The following is an 18,709-nucleotide window of genomic DNA, read 5'->3' on the forward strand; positions in this document are numbered from 1 at the left end:
AAATTTGCGATTTTTATTTAACTGTATATACTCACAGTTAAATGTACTGTATGGAAAACCAGTTGTATGCGACCATTAACGAACCGCCAAGCTCAAATACTCGAACTAATTAAAGTTTTTATTAAAGACACTGGTATGCCTCCTACACGTGCTGAAATAGCGCAAACATTAGGTTTTAAAAGTGCCAATGCTGCTGAAGAACATTTAAAAGCACTTGCTAAAAAAGGCGCAATTAAAATGAAACCAGGTGCAAGCCGTGGTATTCAATTAATTGAAGAAGAAGAGCCAGAACAATTAGGTTTACCGCTTATAGGGCGTGTTGCTGCTGGTTCACCTATTTTGGCGCAAGAGCACGTTGAAAGTCACTGCAAAATCGATCCATTAATGTTTAAACCGGCTGCAGATTTTTTACTACGCGTTAACGGTATGAGCATGAAAGATATTGGTATTATGGATGGTGATTTACTTGCTGTACATCGTACTCAAACCGCTGAAAACGGACAAGTTGTTGTTGCTCGCCTAGACGAAGACGTAACTGTAAAACGTCTTGAGAAAGCGGGTCGTAAAGTATTACTTCATGCTGAAAACGACGATTTTGACTCTATTGAAGTAGATCTTGAGAATGAGTCTTTTAATATTGAAGGCTTAGCCGTTGGCGTTATAAGAAACGCTGATTGGATGTGACTTTAAAAATAGCTTTTAAACAAGCAGTTTTATAAATGCGTACTAACTAGTACGCATTTTTGTTTTAAAATTTGTACTAAAAATAGGGCGTAAACAGCCCACTGACTATTTAAGCTGTAAACTTTTTTGCACTTATATTTCCCCCCTCCGAATGCGTTAAACCCCTTTGTTTTGCTCATATTTTGAACTTTCTGTTGCCCAGTTGATTACCGATTTTTTATTAATTATTCAATATCACCTGATTGTTTTTTATACTAAAACTTGCTTGTTGTTCGTTTTTTAGCTAATTGTTAATGTGCTGAGCTAATAATAACTCACAGCTTTTTAGTTTTGAGAACACACAATATACACAAACTCGTTGTTGGCGCAGCAAAACCAATCAATATTAAATAAGATTGGCTAAAAAAATAAAAATAACGAATTGGCGTTTAAGCCGTATGCCTCTTCGCTTTGCATTCGCAATAGCATCAAAGGAGCCGTCACATGGGTAAACTGACCTCTACCTTGTGGCTTATATTATGTGTTTTTTCGCACCCAGTTTTGGCTAACAGCCAATACAATATGCGCAAAGGCGTAACCGATATAAGCAATAATGTATATCAGCTGCACATGACCATATTTATAATATGTTGTGTGATTGGGGTGATAGTGTTCGCAATTATGTTTTGGGCACTTATTCATCACCGTAAATCTAAAGGGGCTGTACCTGCCCAATTTCACGAAAGCACTAAAGTAGAAATACTTTGGACTGCAATTCCGTTTGTTATTTTAATTGCTATGGCAGTACCAGCCACTAAAACCCTAATTGCAATGGAAGATGCCAGCAAAGCTGATCTCACTATTAAAATTACGGGTTCGCAATGGAAATGGCATTATGAATATATGGGTGAAGATGTAGAGTTCTACTCTATTTTATCTACCCCGCAAGATGAAATCGCGAATCTTGCAGATAAAAATCCTAACTACTTACTTGAGGTTGATAAGCCTCTTGTACTGCCAATAAATCAAAAAGTACGATTTTTAATGACTTCTGACGATGTTATTCACTCTTGGTGGGTACCTGATTTTGCAGTTAAAAAAGATGCTAACCCCGGCTTTATAAACGAAACATGGACGAACATAAACGAAGAAGGTACTTACCGAGGCCAATGTGCTGAGTTGTGTGGTAAAGACCATGGCTTTATGCCCGTTGTGGTGGTCGCTAAATCTGAGGCTGATTTTAAAACATGGCTTGCAGATGCAAAGCAGGCTAAACAAAAAGCAGCATTAGCAGATGCCGCATTACTTGATAAAACCCTCCCAAAAGAAGAATTAATGACTTTAGGCGAACAAGTATATATGGCTAATTGTGCTGCATGTCATCAACCTACTGGCATGGGGTTACCGGGCGTATTTCCTGCACTTAAAGGCAGCCCGATAGTGCTTGGCGATATAAAAGATCACATTGATGTAGTTATCCATGGACGACCCGGTACGGCAATGCAAGCTTTTGCCAAGCAGTTATCTATAAAGCAATTAGCTGCGGTTATTACTTATAAACGTAATGCGTGGGGTAATGATACGGGTGATGTTATTCAACCGAGTCAAATACAGACAGCACTTGATGCCAAAGTGGAGGCGAACTAATGAGTAGCATAGTAGAACAACCTAACGCCAATGAAGCTCATCATGCTCATCACCCAGCTAAAGGTTTTAAACGCTGGCTTTACACAACTAATCATAAAGATATAGGTAGTTTATATTTAATTTTTTCGCTGACCATGTTCTTAATTGGTGGCGCAATGGCCATGGTGATCAGGGCTGAATTATTTCAACCAGGTTTACAGTTGGTCGACCCTCACTTTTTTAATCAAATGACCACAGTGCATGGTTTAATTATGGTGTTTGGTGCGGTTATGCCCGCCTTTACAGGCCTTGCTAACTGGATGATACCACTCATGATTGGCGCGCCAGATATGGCATTGCCAAGAATGAATAACTGGAGCTTTTGGATTTTACCGTTTGCGTTTTTAATCCTATTGGCATCGTTATTTATGCCTGGTGGGGGGCCTGCATTTGGTTGGACTTTTTATGCACCACTGTCCACAACATACAGTAATGATAATACTGCATTGTTTGTATTTGCCGTACATATTATGGGAATTAGCTCAATAATGGGCGCAATCAATGTGATTGTAACCATAGTGAACTTACGTGCCCCAGGCATGACATGGATGAAGTTGCCCTTATTTGTATGGACGTGGTTAATTACTGCCTTTTTATTAATAGCCGTAATGCCAGTGCTTGCAGGGGCTGTCACTATGGTACTTACCGATAAGTATTTTGCGACCAGCTTTTTTGATGCCGCAGGCGGTGGCGACCCGGTGATGTTCCAACACATTTTTTGGTTTTTTGGTCACCCCGAAGTATACATTATGATTCTTCCTGCCTTTGGCATTATATCTACAATAGTACCTACCTTTTCTCGTAAAAAACTTTTTGGCTATGCCTCAATGGTATACGCCACATCCTCCATAGCACTATTGAGCTTTATTGTATGGGCTCATCATATGTTTACCACTGGGATGCCGGTCGCTGGCGAGTTGTTTTTTATGTACGCGACCATGCTTATATCGGTACCTACAGGAGTAAAAGTATTTAATTGGGTTGCCACAATGTGGAAAGGCTCAATAACTTTTGAAGTGCCAATGCTTTTTAGTATTGCGTTTATTGTGCTGTTTACCTTGGGTGGTTTTTCGGGATTGATGCTGGCAATTACACCTGCTGATTTTCAATATCACGATACTTATTTTGTAGTGGCGCACTTTCATTATGTATTAGTAACAGGGGCTGTATTTTCGATAATGGCGGGGGCTTATTACTGGCTGCCCAAGTGGACGGGCAATATGTTTAATATCACATTGGCTAAATGGCATTTTTGGCTATCGCTGGTGAGCGTGAACGTACTGTTTTTTCCTATGCATTTTGTAGGGCTTGCTGGTATGCCGCGTCGAATTCCCGATTACGCTCTTCAATTTGCCGACTTTAACGCAATCATAAGTATTGGTGGGTTTGCCTTTGGTTTATCGCAATTGTTGTTTGTAGCTGTGGTAATTAAATGCGCGCGTGGAGGTGATAAAGTGCCTGCAAAAGTATGGGAAGGGGCAGAAGGCCTTGAGTGGGAAGTTGACTCTCCAGCGCCATATCATACTTTTTCTACGCCGCCGGTTATTAAGTAATGACACACGCACCGCTACTCAAACGTTTGGTACTTATTTGCATAGGCATGTTTGCCTTTGCCTTTGCTTTAGTACCTTTGTATGACGTGTTTTGTGATGTAACAGGGCTTAATGGAAAGCCTTCGCTTGAGCAAGCAGAGCAAAGTACACAAATAGTACAAAACCGAGAAGTTGGCGTTAGCTTTACTACTCACGCACAAAGTGGTGCACCGTTTGAAGTTAAATCAAAAGAATACAGTGTAGTGGTAAAACCCGGTGCAATGCGTGAAGTAATGTTTAGTGCTAAAAATAACAGCAATCTAGATAAAGTAATGCAGGCTGTACCATCAGTCTCACCAGGTAAAGCGGCAAAGTATTTACATAAAATAGCCTGTTTTTGCTTTGATCAGCAACCTCTAAAAGCAGGGGAAGAGCTTGAATTTAAATTACTTTTTTATGTTGATACCGCATTGCCAAGCGACATTGAAGAATTAACTTTATCTTATACCGTATTTGATATTAGTGAACAGCTGGTGGCAAGTAATAACTAGCTTTTTAAACTAGTGTGAAACTAGGAGTAAATAAAATGAATCAAGAATATGAGCATTATTACGTACCTGAGCAAAGTCCGTGGCCTATTGTAGGTGCTGTTGCATTGTTTTTTATTGCAGTAGGGGCAGGCTTAACAGTTATGAGTGTAGGTAAAGAAGGTGGTAGCGGGGTTTATCTGCTTTATGCCGGTATTGCTGTACTTGTGTATATGTTGTTTAGCTGGTTTAAAAATGTAATTAGTGAATCGGACCAAGGTTTGTACTCAGCACAAATGGATCGCTCTTTTAGACAAGGTATGAGCTGGTTTATTTTTTCTGAAGTTATGTTTTTTATGGCCTTTTTTGGTGCGCTTTTTTATGCACGCGTATTGTCGGTACCTTGGCTTGGAGGTGCAGGCAATAATGCAATGACTAACGAGGTTTTATGGCCTACTTTTGAAGCCGTTTGGCCGCTAGTTTCAACACCTGCTGGCGAAACTACTCAAGCTATGGGCTGGCAAGGCTTACCACTTATAAATACCTTAATACTGCTTACTTCCTCAGTTACTTTACATTTTGCCCACGTAGCGATGGAAAACAATAAACGCACTCCACTTAAGGTTTTTTTAGGCGCTACTATTTTATTGGGTGTTTGCTTTTTAGGACTGCAAGTTGAGGAGTACATGCATGCATATAATGATCTTAACCTAACGCTAGATGCGGGTATTTACGGTAATACGTTCTTTTTATTGACTGGTTTTCATGGCATGCATGTAACGCTAGGAACCGTACTTTTATTTGTAATATTTTTACGGATATTAAAAGGGCACTTTACTAAAGATAAGCACTTTGCTTTTCAAGCAGCTGCTTGGTATTGGCACTTTGTTGATGTGGTGTGGCTGTGTTTGTTTGTATTTGTATATGTGCTGTAGCGTTTATTGGCGAATTATTTGCTTTAATAAAACCAAGTTTAAGCGCTGCAATAACGACAACTAAAACAACGACCGAAAACAATACGCGACGACCTAAAAAGTGAGGCATTGGTCGTCCCCCTGTTTTCCCTGACACCATAATAAACAATGCTCTAAATAAGTTAAAAAGTATAAATATTAACAACAGTACGATAATAATTTTAATAATCACTGAGTTGACCCTTTATGCAGTTAGTTTTATGGTACAAACAAAAGCTTAGCTCACTAATCACACTTTGTATGGTTGTGGTTGTTGTACTTGTATGTGTGCGATTAGGGTTTTGGCAGTTGGAGCGAGGTGAGCAAAAGCAGCAACAACTAACCGCCATTGCTAAGCAACAGACTCGTGGTGTGATGAGCTGGTCTCAATTACTTAACCTGCCTGATAGCTGGAACAAAACTGGTGTATTGGTTGAGTTAAAAGGGCGGTTTGTACAAAACCAATATTGGCTTTTAGATAATCAAATTTATAACGGGCAAGTAGGGTACGACCTACTTGCTTTACTAAAGCCAGATAGCGAAGAAAAAGTGATTTTAGTTAATTTAGGATGGGTAAAAGCGCCTATATCTAGAGATACACTGCCAAAGGTTACTCTGCCTACAGGTGTTTTTATTCTTAAAGCGCAAATAAAAGAAAATAACTTAAGTAGCTTTACGCTTGAAGATAAAACTACAAATAACGACTTACCTACAAGAATCCAATCTATCGACTTGAATATGCTGAGCACTCAAAGCCAGCAATCATTAATTAATTTTATGGCTTACAGACAAGGTACTGGTGATGAGATTGCAACACCTCATTATGAGGCCGTTGTTATGAGCCCTCAAAAGCATAATGCCTACGCTTTGCAATGGTTTTTAATTGCTGTTGCATGTGCTGTTGTGGCTATTTTTGCGAGTAAAAAAAGGACACATAATGAAAAATAATCCCCTTTTATTGTTTGTGGGTTGCTGCGCTATCCCATTAATTTTGGCATATGGCGCATTAAAGTTTGATTGGTTGCCTACTGCAATTACTAATAATGGCGAGTTTTTAAGCCAAGAAATAAAACTTAAAAATTGGCCGCAAAATAATCCCAAACAATGGACTATCGCACTTAATTATTCAAACGAATGTAACACCCCATGCAGCGAACAGCTCAATGCATTTAATAACTTATATGTGGCACTTGGTAAAAACCAAGGCAAGGTTGATATGGCTGTAATGGGAAGCCCCGACAATAAAAATCTACCGTGGAAAATTATTACCGAACAACAGAGTTTAAATCCTGCAAGTTTATATTTAATTGATCATATGGGGTTAGTGGTACTTGAATATCCCTTTAAGGTCGAGCCACAAGAAAACCGTTTAGTACAAAAAGGGCTATTAAAAGATCTAAAAAAATTACTTAACTATTCTCGTTCTAGCTAATTAAGTTGAGCTTAAGTTGGAGTATCTGATGTATAAAAATTATAAAAACTTAGTATTAATAACAGGATTACTCGCTTTGATTGTAGTTGCTTTAGGTGCGTACACCCGCTTAAGTGATGCAGGATTAGGGTGCCCCGATTGGCCTGGTTGTTATGGCTTTTTAACGGTACCTAAGCATGAGGCTGACATAGCCTTAGCAACTCAAAGCTACCCCGATATGATGTTCGAAACCGCAAAAGCGTGGAAAGAAATGATTCATCGCTACTTTGCAGGTGCTTTAGGCTTACTTATTTTAGGTTTATTTGTGTTGGCTTTTTTAAAACGCCAATATCCAACTACGCCAGTTAAATTGCCTTTGGCTTTACTTCTACTCGTAGTATTTCAGGCTGCCCTTGGTATGTGGACAGTAACCATGAACCTTCAGCCGCTTATTGTAATGGGCCACTTATTAGGGGGCTTTAGTATTTTGTCACTTATAACGCTTTTATATTTACGGCTAACCGCAAAACCTATTATGGGTGGCGATAGCGGCGCAAAACGCTATTTTGGTTTAAGTTTAGTAGCGCTCAGTGTATTAATTATCCAAATTGCACTTGGTGGTTGGCTGGCTGCAAATTACGCCGCTCCTCATTGTAGTGGTTTGCCATTGTGTAATTACGCACAACCGTTTTCATTGAGTAGCGTATTTCAATTACCACTTGAGCACAGTAATTATGAGTTTGGTGTGTTATCGCAGCAAGCGCGTATGTCTATTCATTTATTACACCGCATTTGGGCACTGGTTACTTGCATCGTTCTGGCGCTAATTATGTGGAAAATATACAGCCAAGCGTACTCTAAAAAAATTAAAAATTGCGTGGTGAGTGTATTACTTGTTCTGCTTTGCCAAATTAGCTTAGGGCTTATTTTAGTACATTGGCATATTCCGTTGGGAGTTGCATTGGCGCATAACTTGATGGCTGCCATACTATTATTAAGCATGGTTAGATTGTGTTATTACCTAAAATCACGCACATAAAGGGGAAATATAATGGCACTTATAATTGATAAAAAAATACTGCTACCCGTTAATACTCAATCGCTAATTTCGCGTACTCATAATTTGCTGCAAGACTACTTAGCAATTAGTAAATTTAAAGTGGTAGCCATGCTGGTACTAACAGCTTGGGTTGGTTTAGCGCTGGCTCCTGATGTAGGGCGCGGTATGGCTGTACAGTTTATTAGCTTGTTAGGTATAGGGCTACTTTCTGCTGCTGCAGCGGTTATTAATCATGTGGTTGATAGTGAGATAGACTCAAAAATGGCAAGGACTCGTCATCGTCCTGTGGCTAAAGGGCGTTTAAGTAAAACACATGCGCTTAGTTTTGCAGCTGTTATTGGGGTTGCGGGTTTTATTATGCTAATGGTGTGGGCTAATACCTTAACCGCTATATTAACGTTATTTGCATTGGTAGGTTATGCATTTGTTTATACATCATTTTTAAAGCGTGCTACACCGCAAAATATTGTTATAGGTGGGTTGGCTGGCGCAATGCCTCCATTATTAGGTTGGGTGTCAGAAACAAACCAAATGGCAGCAGCCCCTTGGTTACTTGTAATGATAATATTTACCTGGACTCCGCCACACTTTTGGGCGCTGGCTATAGCACGAAAAAGTGATTATGAACGCGCTAAAATTCCTATGTTACCAGTAACTCATGGAATCGACTTTTGTAAAACGTGCGTCGTTGCCTACTCTGTTTTACTCGCTGTTGTTTGCGTATTACCTTATTTAATCGGTATGTCTGGATTAATCTATTTGATAGGTGCATGTGTATTAAATGCCGTGTTTATATATAAAGCCGTCAAATTAAAAATTGCTGGAAATGATGAGACTGCAATGGACTTATTTCGTTTTTCGATTATTCATTTAATGGTACTCTTTGTAATCTTATTTATAGATAAATGGCTCCCTTTATGAAGCAGTTATGGCTTGGATTAATTGTTGTTTTAGTTTTGTTTTTATCAGCATGTTTAAATGAAAATAGTCCACCAGATGTAGATGCATTAGTTTACGAAAATGCAAAGCCATTGTCTGATTTTACGCTAAACGATCAGCGCGGCGAATTAGTGACTAAGCAACAATTTTTAGGACAGTGGAATTTAGTATTTTTAGGCTACACAAGCTGCCCAGATATTTGTCCATTAACACTTGCTAAGTTAAATGCTGTTTATAAAAACTTACAAGCAGATTATCCGCTGCAAATTTGGTTTTTATCGGTTGATCCAAAACGCGATACACCAGCTAAACGAAAGCAATATATAGATTACTTTAATCCTGACTTTTTAGCTGTATCAGGGGAGCATAAACACCTTTTTCCTGTTGTTAGAGAGCTTGGTTTAATTTACGCGATTAGCGATAGTAGTGAATCAGAATATGCAGTTGATCATAGTGCTTCGGTCGCTATGGTTGATCAAAATGGAGCGGTTAGAGCTATTTTTAAACCAGAATTCAAACAAGGTAGTGTGCCATTAATTAATGCGACGACTTTAACGAAAGAGTTTAAAAAAATAGCCGATTACTACAAAAACTAGTTTTTACTTTTTACCAATTTGAAAGGAGCTTTAGGCTCCTTTTTTTGTTTGTTAACGACGATTTAAATTTAATTAAGCATTTTATGGCAATTTTAATAACTAGGGCTAAGCTTTTGTTATGAATTGAATTGACAGGGAATGCACCTACTAAATGCTAAAACTTCCAAGCGAACTTGCTATTACGCAAGTTGAAACACTACATCAAGATTTACTGCACGAACTCAATAGCAACGATGATATCTGTCTTGATATTAACGATGTGATTTCTGCTGATACTGCCTCAATTCAACTTTTATGCGCCTTACAAAAACACCTACTTACCATACAGCACAAAATCATTTGGGTAGGCAGTAGCGAGGCCTTAACACATACAATCAATAAACTTGGCTTAAGCCAATACTTAACAACCGAAAGTAAAAGTTAGGGGTATATATGAAAAGAATTTTAGCGGTTGATGACTCAGCATCGATGCGTCAAATGGTGAGCTTTACATTAAAAACGGCCGGGTTTGATGTAACCGAAGCTAAAGATGGCAGTGAAGCTCTCGCTATTGCCAAGCAGCAAGACTTTGATGCCGTGATCTCAGATGTAAACATGCCAATAATGGATGGAATTACATTAATACGAGAGCTGCGTACTTTGCCTAGTTATAAATTTACACCATTACTGATGCTTACAACTGAGTCGGGTTTAGAAAAAAAAGTAGAAGGTAAAGCTGCTGGGGCAACAGGCTGGATTGTTAAACCATTTAATCCCGATCAGCTACTAGCGGTAATTAAAAAAGTTATTCGCTAAGGAGCGCAGTGTGAGTATAGATTTAAGTCAATTTTTTGAAGTTTTCTTTGAAGAGAGTTTTGAAGGCCTAGATACCATGGAGGCTGAGCTATTAAACTTAGTGCCAGGTGAGGAAGATTTAGAAACTATCAACACTATTTTTAGAGCTGCTCACTCAATAAAAGGAGGCAGTGGGACATTTGGTTTTAGCTCCGTTGCTGACTTTACTCATGTACTTGAAACATTACTAGATCAAATTCGCCAAGGTGAACGAGAGCTTAGTACCGAGCATGTTAATTTATTACTCAAAGCTGTGGATTGCTTACGCGCTTTACTTGCTGCACTTCAAGGTGAACAAGAGCCAGATTTAACTGAGGCAGATTTGTTAAAAGTACAATTTGAACATGTACTTGGAATGAAAAACGAAACACAAGAAAATAAACCTCAAAGCTTTGGCGAGCAAACAAGTAGTAACACCTATCAAATAGACTTTAAACCTCATCATCATTTATTTAAAACAGGAAACGAGCCACTGTATATGATCAGTGAGCTCGAAGAGCTAGGTGAGTTAGAAACCACAGTATTTTACGATGAAGTTCCAGAAATTACAGATTTGAGCAGTGATGAATGCTTTTTACATTGGCGCTTTTTTTTAGATACTAGCCATGATGAAAAAGCCATAAAAGAAGTATTTGAATGGGTAGAAGACGATGCCGACATAAAAATTGAATTATGCGGAGGCTTATTTGGCAATGATGAGCCAATTCAACCTAATCAAGATGAGATACCTAAAGCTGTTGAGCTTGAAGAACTCGATTCAATAAAAGTAGCTGAGTTACCAAGTAAGCCACAGCAACCCGTTGCTAATAAAGATAAAAAACCTGCAAGTACACCAGAATCTACCTCTATACGTGTTGGCATTGATAAAGTTGATTCGTTAATAAATATGGTAGGTGAACTTGTTATTACACAAGCCATGCTAAATCAACTCAGCGAACAAGAAATCACACCAGCCACAATCACTTTACTACAAGAAGGCTTAGCACAACTTGCACATAATACGCGTGATTTACAAGAAAATGTGATGCGTATTCGTATGCTCCCAATTAATTTTGTATTTAGTCGTTTTCCTCGATTAGTACGAGATATAGCACAAAAGCTAAATAAGCAGGTTGAGCTAAAGCTGATCGGAGAGCAAACCGAGCTTGATAAAACAGTAATGGAAAAAATATCTGACCCTATGGTGCATTTAGTAAGAAACTCACTTGATCATGGGTTAGAGACTGTTGAGCAAAGACTGGCGGCAGGTAAAGATCCCGTTGGCACAGTAACCTTAAATGCATTTCATCAGGGTGGAAACATCGTTATTGAAATAATGGATGATGGGCAAGGGTTAAATACAAAAAAAATAAAAGAAAAAGCCATCGCTAACGAATTAATCTCAGCTGATAACCATCTCAGTGACGATGAAATAAATGAGCTTATTTTTATGCCCGGCTTTTCGACAATGGATGAGGTAAGTGACTTATCTGGTCGTGGAGTTGGGATGGATGTTGTTAAGCGAAATATCCAATCATTAAATGGCTCAGTGGAAGTAACCTCAGCGCCCGGTGTTGGTTCTACGTTTACTATTAGATTACCCCTTACTCTCGCTATTTTAGATGGGCAATTAGTTAAGGTGGCTCAGCATACTTATATTATTCCGCTCATTTCTATTGTGGAGTCACTGCAAATTGATATTGCAAAAGTGAGTCGAGTGGGTAAAAGCCTTGATGTATTGAGGCTTCGAGACGAATACATTCCTATATTAAGACTCTACGATATTTTTAATCATAAAAATGCTATTGAATCACTCGATAAAACGCTGCTTGTTGTTGTAGAAACAGATAACCAAAAGGTGGGTTTATTAGTTGATGATTTACTGTCTCAACAGCAGGTTGTTATTAAAAGTTTAGAGGCAAACTACCATAAAGTGGATGGCGTATCGGGTGCTACCATTTTAGGAGATGGGCGTGTATCGCTGATTGTGGACATTAGCGGCTTAATAAAGCTCTCAGGCTTAAAAAAGCCAGGTAGCCAAGAACTAACTATTGAAACGCAAGCCACTTTGGAGGCGTTATGAGCTCAGATCAAAGCCAGTTAAGTAACCAATTAAATCTTCAGCAACAGCAAGGTGTAAAACAGTTTTTAACTTTTATTATGGCTGATGAAGAATATGGCGTTGATATTTTAACAGTACAAGAAATTCGCAGTTGGGAAGAAATTACAGTACTGCCCAATGCACCAGAATTTGTAAAAGGCGTTATTAATTTACGCGGAACAATAGTGCCAATTATTGATTTACGGTTGCGCTTTGGATTACCAAGTGTCGACTATGGACCATTAACGGTGGTTATCGTTGTCAAAATAGAATTTGAACTAGGTAGTAAAATTATAGGTGTTGCTGTTGATGCCGTCTCTGATGTTTACAGTATTGCGGAGCAAGATGCTAAAGCAGTTCCTAGTTTGTCTGAATCGAGTAATTGTGAATATGTAGCTGGGTTGGTGAATGTTGGTGAAAAAATGGTAGCGCTAATTGACCTGCAAAAAACAATGAATATTTAGCAAATAGAAACTAAATGAATAATAAACTTAAAGGTGGTGATGAGCATGGGATGGTTTAGTAATCCAAAGCAGTCAAAATCAAGTAATGATTTAATTGTAGACGCATTGAATAAATCATTAGCGGTAATTGAATTTGAACCTAACGGAAAAATAATTACTGCAAATATGAATTTTCTAAACGCGATGGGCTATCGTCTTGAGGAGGTTCAAGGCCAGCATCACTCGATGTTTGTTGACCCAGATGAAGCTCAGGGCAACGATTATAAAAACTTTTGGCAACGCCTGCGTAATGGCGAGTTTATCTCAGATGAGTTTAAGCGTAATGCTAAAGGTGGAACTGAGGTATGGATCCAAGCAACTTATAACCCAATTGTTGATGAGCAAGAGCAGGTATTAAAAGTAGTTAAGTTTGCCACCGACGTGACTGAGCAAAAGTTAATAGCAGCAGAAGCTTCAGGGCAAATTAGTGCTATAAGTAAATCTCAAGCGGTTATCGAATTTAATTTAGATGGCACTATTATTGATGCCAATGCTAACTTTTTAAATGCGCTTGGCTATCAACTTAGCGAGATTAAAGGTCAGCACCATAGGCTTTTTATTGATCCCGAACTTGCAAATAGTATCGAATATAAAGAATTTTGGGCCAAACTAGGTCGCGGTGAATTTGATTCAGGGGAATATTTAAGAATAGGAAAGCAGGGTCAGGAGGTTTGGATCCAAGCATCTTATAATCCAATTTATGATATGAACGGCAAGCCGTTTAAAGTGATTAAATATGCATCTGATATTACTGAACAAAAAGAGCTTGAAAAAGCATCTCGCAAAGCAGCCGATTTAGCAAATGCGCTTAAAGTTTGCCAAGCAAACGTAATGATTGCTGATGAAAACCTTAAAATAGTATTTGTGAACGACCGTGTTCAGCAAATGCTAAAAGTCCGCGAAAAAGAATTACAAACCGTATTGCCAAGCTTTTCTGTTGATAATTTAATTGGCACCTGTGTTGATGATTTTCATAAGCACCCTAATCATCAACGTGATTTATTAAAAAACCTAGATAAGCCCTATAAAGCCGAGCTATTGTTAGCAGGTGTCACTTTTACCTTGATTGCTTCACCTTGGATCAGTCAAGACGGAAAGCATTTAGGCACCATTGTTGAGTGGGAAGATAGAACCAATGAAGTTGCGCTTGAAAAAGAAATCGCTGAGCTTATTGGTGCTGCAGGTAATGGCGAATTAGATACAAGAGTAGCGGAAGAAGGCAAGGAAGGGTTCTTTTTACGTTTGGCTCAAGGATTAAATAGCTTAGTTAAAATAGTTGATGATGCCGTTGCCGACACTGGCAATATGCTCGATGCGATGGCAAGTGGTGATTTATCAAAACGTATTGAAAAAGAATACAAAGGTTCATTTGATAAACTTAAACGCGACGCAAATGCTACGGCAGATAAATTAACAGAAGTGATTAATCGCATAAATTCATCGGCAACGTTAGTAGCCAGTGGTGCAGAAGAAATTTCTCAAGGTAATGCTGATTTAAGCCAACGTACAGAAGAGCAAGCCTCGTCACTTGAAGAAACAGCTTCAAGTATGGAGGAAATGACCAGTACCGTTCGTCAAAATGCTGATAACGCAAAAGTAGCAAACGACTTGGCAGAAGAAACCTGTGAAAAAGCGATTCAAGGTGGTGAAGTTGTTAATAGAGCAGTTACGAGCATGTCGGCAATTAATGAGTCGAGCAAAAAAATTGCAGATATTATCGGTGTAATAGACGAAATCGCGTTTCAAACGAATTTATTAGCGCTTAATGCCGCTGTAGAGGCAGCAAGAGCGGGTGAGCAAGGTCGAGGCTTTGCGGTTGTTGCAGGTGAGGTTCGTAATTTAGCGCAGCGCTCTGCGGGCGCAGCGAAAGAAATTAAAGAGTTAATACGAGATAGTGTAGGCAAAGTAGCTGATGGCTCTCAATTAGTTAATGAGTCGGGCGCTACACTTAAAGAGATTGTTGTGTCGGTGCAAAGAGTGACGCAAATGATTTCTGATATTACGGAGGCATCTGAAGAACAAAGTGCGGGTATTGAGCAAGTTAACAAAGCTATTTCTCAAATGGACGAAATGACGCAACAAAATGCCGCTCTAGTAGAGCAAGCCTCTGCTGCTGGTGAGTCTATGGCTGAGCAAGCTAATGAGATGCGCCGATTACTTAACTTTTTCTCAGTAGATCAGCAAGAGATGACAATGATGTCATCAACTATGCGAACCCCTGAACTATCTCATAAGCCGCAAAGTCGTTTTGTGAGTAATAAGCCAAGGGGCGATAACTTTGTAGACTCAGCTGATGAGTGGGAAGAGTTTTAATATTTAGCCTTTTTATGCCTCGTCTAATAAATAGTTACAGCGAGGCACTACTTGTTAGCGTTAGGTTTAATTGGGAGCGGACAATGAAAGAGTTTTTGTGTACCGACCGCGACTTTAAGGAAATTGCCAGTTTAGTTTACAGCGCATGTGGAATTGTATTAGGGGATCATAAGCGAGAGATGGTTTATTCACGCTTAGCAAGACGTATTAGGGAGCGTAAATTAACTGATTTTAAAGCTTACTTAGAGTATTTAAATAGCCATAAAGATCAGGAATTTGATGCCTTTATTAATGCAATAACAACGAACTTAACGTCTTTTTTTCGTGAAATACATCACTTTGAATTTATAAAATCTGAGCTTGTACCTGCTCTTTTAAAGGCAAATAAAAACAGTAAGCGAGTAAGAATCTGGTCTGCAGGTTGCTCCACAGGGGAAGAGCCTTACAGTTTGGCGATGACTTTAAATAACGCATTTCCGAGCAATTGGGATGTAAAAATACTAGCAACCGATTTAGATTCTAATGTATTGGCAAAAGCACAAAAAGGTATTTACACCGCAGCGAATGTTAATGGCTTAGATGACGTGCAACTTAAGCGTTGGTTTTTAAAAAGCAAAGACGGTGAAAATTATAAAGTTAGAGATAAACTAAAAGAGTCTATTTCTTTCAAGCGTTTAAACTTATTACAAGACTGGCCAATGAAAGGATCATTTGATCTTATTTTATGTCGTAATGTTGTTATTTACTTTGATAAAGAAACAAAAGATCAGCTTTTTAAGCGTTACGCCAATATATTAAATGAACAAGGTTATTTGTTTTTAGGTCACTCAGAAAGTATGGGTAAAGAGCATTCGCAATTCAAAAACTTAGGGAAAACTATGTACCAAAAGGGACAAAATGCACGCTGAGTTCAGGCCGGTATTACCTAACTTTGAACATATTAAACGATATTGGGATTCGGGCCGAGGTAGCGTTGTTGCTAAAGTGCTTCCGGGTGAGTTTTATGTTTCTAAAAATAATGAACTGATCTCTACAGTTCTGGGTTCGTGTATTGCGGCTTGTGTATACGATGAAGTACTTGGTATTGGCGGGATGAATCACTTTATGTTACCAATTCAAAAGGGAGTAGAACTTAAAAATGCGCATAGTTTAAGTTGTCGGTACGGTAATTGGGCTATGGAGTATCTTATAAACGAAGTTTTAAAAAATGGCGCGTCTCGGTGTAACCTAAAAGTAAAACTTTTTGGCGGGGGGAAAATTATTAGTGCGATGACTGATATAGGGCTGGGTAATATTAGTTTTGCAGCAGCGTATATTAAAGAAGAGGCATTAAATCTAGTTGCCCATGATATGGGGGGGCCGTGGCCGCGAAAAATATTTTTTCACCCGAACACTGGTAAAGTTCATATGAAAAAACTTAAAAACCTACATAATAATACGATTGAAAAACGCGAAGTCCGTTACTTACAAAACCTTAAAAAGCAAGAAGTAGTAACCGATATAGAGCTGTTTTAGGAGTATGCATGATTAAAGTATTAATAATTGACGACTCCCCTTTAATTAGGCGTTTACTCACTGAAATATTACAACAAGCTAAAGACATTACAGTAGTGGGGAGTGCTGAGGATCCCTACGAAGCTCGCGAAATGATAAAAAAACTCAGTCCTGATGTATTAACGCTCGACGTAGAAATGCCAAAAATGGATGGTATTAGTTTTTTAAAAAACTTAATGCGATTAAGACCAATGCCAGTAGTGATGATTTCAACACTGACACAAAAAGGCTCTCCTATCACACTAGAAGCGCTCGAATTAGGGGCTGTTGATTTTATAGCTAAGCCTACTAATAACGTAAGAGAGCAATTGAGCCAATATGCATCACTTGTCCAACAAAAGGTGCGAATAGCTGCTGGAGCAAGAGTAAGAAGCTATAAAAAAACGGTCGTCACAAATGAGCCTATTAATACTCATTCTCAGTTTTTACTTAATAAAGTAATAGCAATAGGTGCATCAACGGGGGGGACTGAGGCTATAAAAGAAGTGCTTATTAAAATGCCACAAAATTGCCCGCCAATTGTAATTACTCAGCATATTCCTCCTGTGTTTAGCGCTTCATTTGCTGAGCGAATGAATCGTACATGCACGATAAATGTGAAAGAAGCTGAACATGGCGATAAGCTTAGCGCAGGCTGGGCTTATATAGCACCGGGTGGGGTTCATTTAAGTATTAAAAAACGAGGTGTTAGCTTGTATTGCCAGCTTGATGATGGCGAGCCGGTGAACAGACATAAACCTGCGGTAGATGTGTTGTTTAACTCATTAGTCGAAACTGGGGCTAAAAACGTAGTTGCAGCCATACTAACAGGAATGGGGAGTGATGGCGCAAAAGGGTTACTTGCACTAAAACAAAACGGAGCACATACCTTGGCTCAAGATGAGTATTCGTCTGTGGTATGGGGTATGCCTAAAGCAGCTGCTGAGCTAAATGCAGCTGACGAGATAGTTGCGCTGGATAAAATAACCCAGCGGCTTTTACATCGGGCCGTTAAGGTTTAGATGCTTCAATTACCCAAGGCTGCGAAAACCAAAAGTAATCACCAGGGCTTGAAATAGAAGGGGCCGTGCAATTAAAACGAGAACGCCCTTTATTAAGCACCTTTGGTGAGGTGATTTCGACAGTATTTTTAGTTATCCATTTTAAATCTGCTTGGCCTACGCTTGATACATAACAGGCAAATTGGCTCTTATGAAAATCACCCATCTTAAATTCAATTGTGAGCGTGGGTGGATTTTGCTGTGTAACGCTATCTTGATAAGTTAAATTGGTGATATTAAACGCGCGTGAGTTAAGCTTAGTAATAAGGGTTTCTAGTTTGCTGTAAAAGCCTGATGCAGGAAAACGCGGCAAGCGGCTAAAATTAGAATCTTTATTTACAGCGCCTGAGTGCTGGCCAATACCTACAAAACCAAGCTCTGTCACGAGTGCTTGCAGCTCGTTATTAAACTCACCATACGGGTATGCTAAGTATTTATAGTCGTGGCCTATTTCTTCTTTTATGCGCTTTTGAGAGTTAAGGATATCTTGCTTAATACGTGATTGCCATTGTGCATCGGTTTCGTTTTCAAGCTTAAGGTGTAAGTAATCATGTTGTCCGCTATGATTGGCTATTAATGCCCCTTTTTTAGATAATTCTTTGAGCTTATCCCACCCCATTACGTAACTCATACCTTCGTCTATTAATTTAGGATTTACAAAGATAGTGTACGGGTAGCCAAACTTTTCTAAAATAGGTGCGGCTTGTTCATAGTTATTGGTATAGCCATCATCAAAGGTGATGGCGAGAGTTTTATCAGGTAAAGTTTCACCTTGTTGAAGCGCGCTAATTAACTCATTAAGAGGAATAACGTTAAAGTTGTGCTCTTTTAAATAGCTTAAGTGCTCCGTAAATGTATTGGCGCTAACGCTCGTGACAGCGGGTAGGGTTTCACTAACATGATGATACTGTAAAATAATGGCTGCTTGAGCCCGTACAGATACACTAATGAGGATAAATAACACTAAATGAAACAATTTCTTATACATAATAAGGCACACCATAAAAGCTTGCTGTTG

The 18,709-nt window shown here is 38.9% G+C and carries 20 protein-coding genes; 18 read left to right on the forward strand and 2 right to left on the reverse strand.

What is annotated here, in order from left to right; translation table 11 throughout:
• Positions 1 to 66 precede the first annotated feature (66 nt).
• The 5 genes from lexA (at position 67) to H5088_RS14180 (ending at position 5,343) form a co-directional block, all read left to right on the forward strand.
• Positions 67 to 684: a transcriptional repressor LexA gene (lexA, locus tag H5088_RS14160; RefSeq protein WP_024595093.1), complete on the forward strand. Its 618-nt coding sequence runs from the start codon at positions 67 to 69 to the stop codon at positions 682 to 684.
• 483 nt (positions 685 to 1,167) lie between these two features.
• Positions 1,168 to 2,310, forward strand: a complete 1,143-nt coding sequence (gene coxB, locus H5088_RS14165) for a cytochrome c oxidase subunit II (protein WP_039489140.1) — start codon at positions 1,168 to 1,170, stop codon at positions 2,308 to 2,310.
• Positions 2,310 to 3,902 carry a cytochrome c oxidase subunit I gene (gene ctaD, locus H5088_RS14170; RefSeq protein WP_002959615.1) on the forward strand — a complete coding sequence of 531 codons (1,593 nt, stop codon included), beginning with the start codon at positions 2,310 to 2,312 and terminating at the stop codon, positions 3,900 to 3,902. Before coxB ends, ctaD begins: the two co-directional genes overlap by 1 nt.
• Positions 3,902 to 4,432, forward strand: coding sequence for a cytochrome c oxidase assembly protein (locus H5088_RS14175; protein ID WP_002959612.1), 531 nt, complete (start codon positions 3,902 to 3,904; stop codon positions 4,430 to 4,432). The genes ctaD and H5088_RS14175 overlap by 1 nt, the downstream gene beginning before the upstream one ends.
• A 35-nt stretch (positions 4,433 to 4,467) precedes the next feature.
• Positions 4,468 to 5,343 carry a cytochrome c oxidase subunit 3 gene (locus H5088_RS14180; RefSeq protein WP_002959610.1) on the forward strand — a complete coding sequence of 292 codons (876 nt, stop codon included), beginning with the start codon at positions 4,468 to 4,470 and terminating at the stop codon, positions 5,341 to 5,343.
• Here H5088_RS14180 and H5088_RS14185 read toward each other — a convergent pair.
• Positions 5,246 to 5,554 (reverse strand): DUF2909 family protein, encoded by a 309-nt coding sequence (locus H5088_RS14185; protein ID WP_182753386.1) that lies wholly within the window; start codon positions 5,552 to 5,554, stop codon positions 5,246 to 5,248. The genes H5088_RS14180 and H5088_RS14185 overlap by 98 nt on opposite strands.
• A gap of 14 nt (positions 5,555 to 5,568) precedes the next feature.
• Between H5088_RS14185 and H5088_RS14190 the strand changes: the two genes are divergently transcribed.
• The 13 genes from H5088_RS14190 to H5088_RS14250 all read left to right on the forward strand — a co-directional run bounded on the left by H5088_RS14190 (position 5,569) and on the right by H5088_RS14250 (position 17,652).
• Positions 5,569 to 6,309 (forward strand): SURF1 family protein, encoded by a 741-nt coding sequence (locus tag H5088_RS14190; protein ID WP_182753388.1) that lies wholly within the window; start codon positions 5,569 to 5,571, stop codon positions 6,307 to 6,309.
• Positions 6,299 to 6,793: a transmembrane cytochrome oxidase associated protein gene (locus tag H5088_RS14195; RefSeq protein ID WP_182753390.1), complete on the forward strand. Its 495-nt coding sequence runs from the start codon at positions 6,299 to 6,301 to the stop codon at positions 6,791 to 6,793. Before H5088_RS14190 ends, H5088_RS14195 begins: the two co-directional genes overlap by 11 nt.
• A gap of 28 nt (positions 6,794 to 6,821) precedes the next feature.
• A complete protein-coding gene (locus tag H5088_RS14200) occupies positions 6,822 to 7,811 on the forward strand; it encodes a heme A synthase (protein WP_007584952.1) in 990 nt (329 codons plus the stop codon).
• A gap of 12 nt (positions 7,812 to 7,823) precedes the next feature.
• Positions 7,824 to 8,753 carry a heme o synthase gene (cyoE, locus tag H5088_RS14205; protein WP_138489788.1) on the forward strand — a complete coding sequence of 310 codons (930 nt, stop codon included), beginning with the start codon at positions 7,824 to 7,826 and terminating at the stop codon, positions 8,751 to 8,753.
• Entirely contained in the window at positions 8,750 to 9,367 is a 618-nt protein-coding gene (locus H5088_RS14210; protein ID WP_182753392.1) for an SCO family protein, read from the forward strand. The genes cyoE and H5088_RS14210 overlap by 4 nt, the downstream gene beginning before the upstream one ends.
• Positions 9,368 to 9,518: 151 nt before the next feature.
• Entirely contained in the window at positions 9,519 to 9,791 is a 273-nt protein-coding gene (locus H5088_RS14215; RefSeq protein ID WP_002959595.1) for an STAS domain-containing protein, read from the forward strand.
• A gap of 8 nt (positions 9,792 to 9,799) precedes the next feature.
• Complete coding sequence (locus H5088_RS14220) at positions 9,800 to 10,162, forward strand: response regulator (protein ID WP_002959593.1); 363 nt, start codon at positions 9,800 to 9,802, stop codon at positions 10,160 to 10,162.
• 10 nt (positions 10,163 to 10,172) lie between these two features.
• Entirely contained in the window at positions 10,173 to 12,263 is a 2,091-nt protein-coding gene (locus tag H5088_RS14225; protein ID WP_182753394.1) for a chemotaxis protein CheA, read from the forward strand.
• A complete protein-coding gene (locus H5088_RS14230) occupies positions 12,260 to 12,745 on the forward strand; it encodes a chemotaxis protein CheW (RefSeq protein ID WP_002959588.1) in 486 nt (161 codons plus the stop codon). The genes H5088_RS14225 and H5088_RS14230 overlap by 4 nt, the downstream gene beginning before the upstream one ends.
• Positions 12,746 to 12,790: 45 nt before the next feature.
• On the forward strand, positions 12,791 to 15,097 hold the full coding sequence (locus H5088_RS14235) for a methyl-accepting chemotaxis protein (protein WP_182753396.1): 2,307 nt from the start codon (positions 12,791 to 12,793) through the stop codon (positions 15,095 to 15,097).
• 83 nt (positions 15,098 to 15,180) lie between these two features.
• Positions 15,181 to 16,005, forward strand: coding sequence for a protein-glutamate O-methyltransferase CheR (locus H5088_RS14240; RefSeq protein ID WP_033020851.1), 825 nt, complete (start codon positions 15,181 to 15,183; stop codon positions 16,003 to 16,005).
• Positions 15,995 to 16,612: a chemoreceptor glutamine deamidase CheD gene (cheD, locus tag H5088_RS14245; RefSeq protein WP_039489124.1), complete on the forward strand. Its 618-nt coding sequence runs from the start codon at positions 15,995 to 15,997 to the stop codon at positions 16,610 to 16,612. The genes H5088_RS14240 and cheD overlap by 11 nt, the downstream gene beginning before the upstream one ends.
• Before the next feature lie 8 nt (positions 16,613 to 16,620).
• A complete protein-coding gene (locus H5088_RS14250; RefSeq protein ID WP_182753398.1) occupies positions 16,621 to 17,652 on the forward strand; it encodes a chemotaxis response regulator protein-glutamate methylesterase in 1,032 nt (343 codons plus the stop codon).
• Here H5088_RS14250 and H5088_RS14255 read toward each other — a convergent pair.
• Positions 17,642 to 18,679 carry a polysaccharide deacetylase family protein gene (locus H5088_RS14255; protein WP_182753400.1) on the reverse strand — a complete coding sequence of 346 codons (1,038 nt, stop codon included), beginning with the start codon at positions 18,677 to 18,679 and terminating at the stop codon, positions 17,642 to 17,644. The genes H5088_RS14250 and H5088_RS14255 overlap by 11 nt on opposite strands.
• Between the last annotated feature and the right edge of the window lie 30 nt (positions 18,680 to 18,709).

Source organism: Pseudoalteromonas sp. SR43-3 (assembly GCF_014163875.1).
Classification (GTDB): Bacteria; Pseudomonadota; Gammaproteobacteria; order Enterobacterales; family Alteromonadaceae; genus Pseudoalteromonas; species Pseudoalteromonas distincta.